Here is a 4567-nt window from a genome sequence, read left to right on the forward strand (position 1 = left end):
GGTAGCTGAGCGCGCCGCCGTGCGCAAAACCGTCCTGCTGCTTCACCTTGTCGGCGATCGGCAACTGCAGCTCGATGAAGCCCGGCCGCAGCGTGTGCATTTCGGCGCCGATCAGCACGCTGAAAGGTTGGCTGGCGAGCACCTGCCGGCCCATGGCCAGGAACTGCTCGGGAGAGGCCTGCTGCGCCGGCGCGGCCATGGCCGGGGCTCCGGCGTCAGAGGACTTCGAACACGCCGGCGGCGCCCATGCCGCCGCCGATGCACATCGTGACGACCACCTTCTTGGCGCCGCGCCGCTTGCCTTCGATCAGCGCATGGCCCGTGAGCCGCTGGCCGCTGACGCCATAGGGGTGGCCGACCGCAATGGCGCCGCCGTCGACGTTGAGCCGGTCGCCCGGGATGCCCAGCTTGTCGCGGCAGTAGATCACCTGCACCGCGAAGGCTTCATTGAGTTCCCAGAGGTCGATATCGCTGACCTTCAAGCCCAGGCGGTTCAGCACCTTCGGAATCGCGAACACGGGGCCGATGCCCATCTCGTCGGGCTCGCAGCCGGCCACCGCGAAGCCGAGGAAGCGGCCCAGGGGCTTCAGGCCCTTCTGTTCGGCGTACTTCTCGTCGACCAGCACGCAGGCACCGCCACCGTCGGAGAACTGGCTGGCATTGCCGGCCGAGATCAGGCCACCGGGGATCGCCGGGCGGATGCCGCTGATGCCTTCCTTGGTGGTGCCGGGGCGGATGCCTTCGTCGTTCTCGATCGTGACTTCCTTGGTGCGCAGGCCCATCACGGGGTCGGCCACGCCGGCCAGCACCGTGATCGGGGCGATCTCGTCCTTGAAGCGGCCGGCTTCCAGCGCGGCCGTGGCCTTTTGCTGGCTGGCGGCGCCGTACTCGTCCATGGCGTCGCGGCCGATGTTGTAGCGCTTGGCGACCTGCTCGGCGGTCTGCAGCATGTTCCAGTAGATCTCGGGCTTGTGCTTGACCAGCCAGGGGTCGGCCAGCATGTGCTTGTTGGCCTCGTTCTGCACGCACGAGATGCTCTCGACGCCGCCAGCCACATAGACCTCGCCCTCGCCCGCGATGATGCGCTGGGCGGCGGTGGCGATGGTCTGCAGGCCCGAGGAGCAGAAGCGGTTGATGGTCATGCCCGAGGTCGTGATCGGCAGGCCGGCGCGCAACGCGATCTGGCGCGCGATGTTCGAGCCAGTGGCGCCCTCGGGGGTCGCGCAGCCCATGATCACGTCGTCGACCGAGGCCGAGTCGATGCCGGCGCGCTGCACCGCATGCTGCACTGCGTGGCCGCCGAGCGTAGCGCCGTGCGTCATGTTGAAGGCACCCTTCCAGCTCTTGGCGAGCGGCGTGCGGGCGGTGGAGACGATGACGGCGCGGGTCATGGTGAGGTCCTTTGAGAAAGAGGAATGAGGCTTACTGGGGCTGTTGCGTGTCGCGCAGCAGCTGCTGATAGAACTGGATCATCTCGCCGTAGTTGGAGATCGAAATGCGTTCGTTGGTGCCGTGGAAGCGCGGCAGGTCGTCGGACTTGGCGCGGAACGGCGAGAAGCGATACACCGAATCGCTCACCAGGCTGAAATGGCGTGAATCGGTGGCGGCCGTCATGAGGCCCGGCGCAACGACCGCATCCGGGAAGCTCTGGCGCACTGCGTGTTCGATCGCGCGGTAGCCCGTGCTGTCGGTCAGCGACACCGGCGACGGCTCGGAGTTGCCCGGATAGCGCTTGACCTGGATCGCATCGTCGCCGAGCGCGCTCTTCAGGTGCTTCTCGACGCTGTCGATGCTGTCGCCCGGCAGGATGCGGAAGTTGACCACGGCCTCGGCGCGGCCCGGCAGCACGTTGTCCTTGTTGCCGGCCCGCACGACGGTCAGCGCGGTGGTGGTGCGCAGCATCGCGTTGCTGCTCGGGCTCTTCTCGAGCTGGCCCTGCACCATCGGCCCGGTGAGCCACAGGTTGGACAGCAGCACGCGGTTGAGGCCGCTCATCTCGGGCGCCAGCGTCCCGAACATCTGCGCTGCCACGCCCTGGATGCCGCCCGGCATCGAGTGATCCTCGAGCCGCGCCAGGGCCGCACTCATGCGTCCGATCGCGCTGTGCTGCGGCGGCATCGAGGAGTGGCCAGGGGCGGTGTCGAGCGACAGGAAGAAAGTGCCATAACCCTTTTCGGCCAGTCCGATCAGCGCGGCCGGTTTCGACAAGCCCGGCAGCACGCCGTCGAGCACCAGCAGCCCTTCGTCGAGCACCCAGTCGAGGCGCACGCCGCGCGACTTCAGCAGTTCGGCGATCGGCAGCGCGCCGCGCAGGCCGCTAACCTCCTCGTCGTCGCCCATCACGAGATAGACGGTCTGCCGCGGCTTGAATCCTTGCGAGATCAGCAGCTCGATGGCCTCCATCTGCGCGAACAGGTTGCCCTTGTTGTCGAGCGTGCCGCGGCCCCAGACGAAGCCGTCCTGGATGGCGCCGCTGAAGGGGTCGACCGACCAGGCCTTCTCGGTGCCCGGTGCGATCGGCACCATGTCCTGGTGCGCCATCAGCGCGATCGGCTTGGCGGCGGGGTCGCTGCCGGCCCAGGTGTAGAGCAGCGCCTTCTGGCCCACCACCTCTTTCTTGAGCGTGGCGTGGACCTTGGGGAACTGCTCGGCCAGGTAGGCATGCAGCTTGTCGAACTCGGCGTCGTTGCCGCTCGGGTTGTCGAGGCTGGACACCGTGCGGAACCGGATCGCGCCGGCCAGCCGTTGGGCGGCTGCCTGCACATCGATCGCCAGCTTCGGCGCCGGCGCCACGGCGAGCTGCCGCGACGGCGTGCGCCAGGTGTTGACCGCAACGGCCGCCGCCAGCACCATCAGCACCAGCAGCAACGCCAGGAATACGCGTTTCACCATAGAGCGGTCGCTTCCCTACTTCAGCTGAAGTTCTTGCCTTCGGCCACCAGCTTCCGGATCAGCGGCGCGGGTTGCCAGAAGTTCGCGTCGTCGCGCGGGTTCTTGGCAAAGCGCTTCATCGACTCGGCCACGTTGAAGAGGCCGACCTGCGATGCGTAGTGCATCGGGCCGCCGCGCCACATCGGGAAGCCGTAGCCCGTGAGGTAGACCATGTCGATGTCGCCCGACTTCGATGCGATGCCGTCCTCGAGGATGTGCGCGCCTTCGTTGACCAGGGCGAAGACCAGGCGCTGCACGATTTCCTCGTCGGAGATCTTGCGCGGCGTGATGCCGAGCTCCTTGCGGTGGTCCTCAATCATCTTGTTGACCAGCTCCGACGGGATCGCGTCGCGCTTGCCGGCCTGGTAGTCGTACCACCCGGCGCCGGTCTTCTGGCCGAAGCGGCCCAGTTCGCAGAGCTTGTCGGCGGTGCGGCTGTACTTCATGTCGGCGACTTCGGTCGCGCGGCGCTTGCGGATCGCCCAGCCGATGTCGTTGCCGGCCAGGTCGCCCATGCGGAACGGACCCATCGCGAAGCCGAACTTCTCGATCGCCTTGTCGACCTGCTGCGGCGTCGCGCCTTCGTCGAGCAGGAAGCCCGCCTGGCGCGAATATTGCTCGATCATGCGGTTGCCGATGAAGCCGTCGCAGACGCCCGAGACCACCGCGGTCTTCTTGATCTTCTTGGCCAGGGTCATCACCGTGGCCAGCACGTCCTTGGCGGTCTGCTTGCCGCGCACCACTTCGAGCAGCTTCATCACGTTGGCCGGGCTGAAGAAGTGCATGCCGACGACGTCCTGCGGACGGTTCGTGAAGGCGGCGATCTTGTCGACGTCCAGGGTCGAGGTGTTGGAGGCCAGAATGGCGCCGGGCTTGGCGACGCGGTCGAGTTCCTTGAACACCGTCTCCTTGACGCCGAGTTCCTCGAACACCGCCTCGATCACCAGGTCGACGTCCTTCAGGTCGTCGTAGCTCAGCGTGGTGCTCAGCAAGGCCATGCGCTGCTCGTACTTGTCCTGCTTGAGCTTGCCCTTCTTGACCTGGGCCTCGTAGTTCTTCTTGATCGTGGCGACGCCGCGGTCGAGCGCCTCCTGCTTCATCTCGAGGATCTTGACCGGGATGCCGGCGTTCAGGAAGTTCATCGAGATGCCGCCGCCCATGGTGCCGGCGCCGATCACGCCGACCGACTTGATGGCGCGCTGCGGCGTGTCTTCGGACACGTCGGGGATGCGCGAGGCGGCGCGCTCGGCCATGAACAGGTGGCGCAGCGCCGCCGACTCGGGCGTGAACATCAGCGCGGTGAACAGACGCCGTTCTTCGGCCATTCCGTCGGCGAACTTCATCCGGGTCGCGGCCTGCACGGCGTCGACGCACTTGAGCGGCGCCGGATAGTTCTTCGACATGCCGCCGACCATGTTCTTGGCGAACTGGAAGTAGGCGTCGCCCTGCGGATGCTTGCACGGCAGGTTGCGCACCAGCGGCAGCGCGTCGCCGGTCTTGCCGGCCACCGACTTGGCGAATTCGAGCGCTTCGTCGAACAGCGACTCGGCCGATGCCGAGAGCTTGTCGAACAGCTTCTGGCCGGGCAGCGAAGCCAGCAGTTCGCTCTTGACGGCCTCGCCGCTGACGATCATGT

Annotated in this window: 4 protein-coding genes; all 4 read right to left on the minus strand. The window is 66.8% G+C overall.

Annotation, left to right across the window (positions count from 1 at the left end; genetic code table 11):
* Positions 1–199: PaaI family thioesterase (locus tag AC1DY5_RS42915; RefSeq protein WP_478120514.1), on the minus strand; the 199-nt coding region annotated here is incomplete at its 3' end.
* 16 nt (positions 200–215) lie between these two features.
* Positions 216–1391: an acetyl-CoA C-acyltransferase gene (locus AC1DY5_RS42920; RefSeq protein ID WP_478120515.1), complete on the minus strand. Its 1176-nt coding sequence runs from the start codon at positions 1389–1391 to the stop codon at positions 216–218.
* A 31-nt stretch (positions 1392–1422) separates the two neighbouring features.
* The gene (locus tag AC1DY5_RS42925; protein WP_478120516.1) at positions 1423–2892 is read right to left on the minus strand and encodes a M20 family peptidase; all 1470 of its coding nucleotides are present in this window, start codon (positions 2890–2892) and stop codon (positions 1423–1425) included.
* Between the two features lie 20 nt (positions 2893–2912).
* Positions 2913–4567: 3-hydroxyacyl-CoA dehydrogenase (locus AC1DY5_RS42930; protein WP_478120517.1), on the minus strand; the 1655-nt coding region annotated here is incomplete at its 5' end.

It is taken from the genome of Variovorax sp. P4_D9, assembly GCF_056401695.1.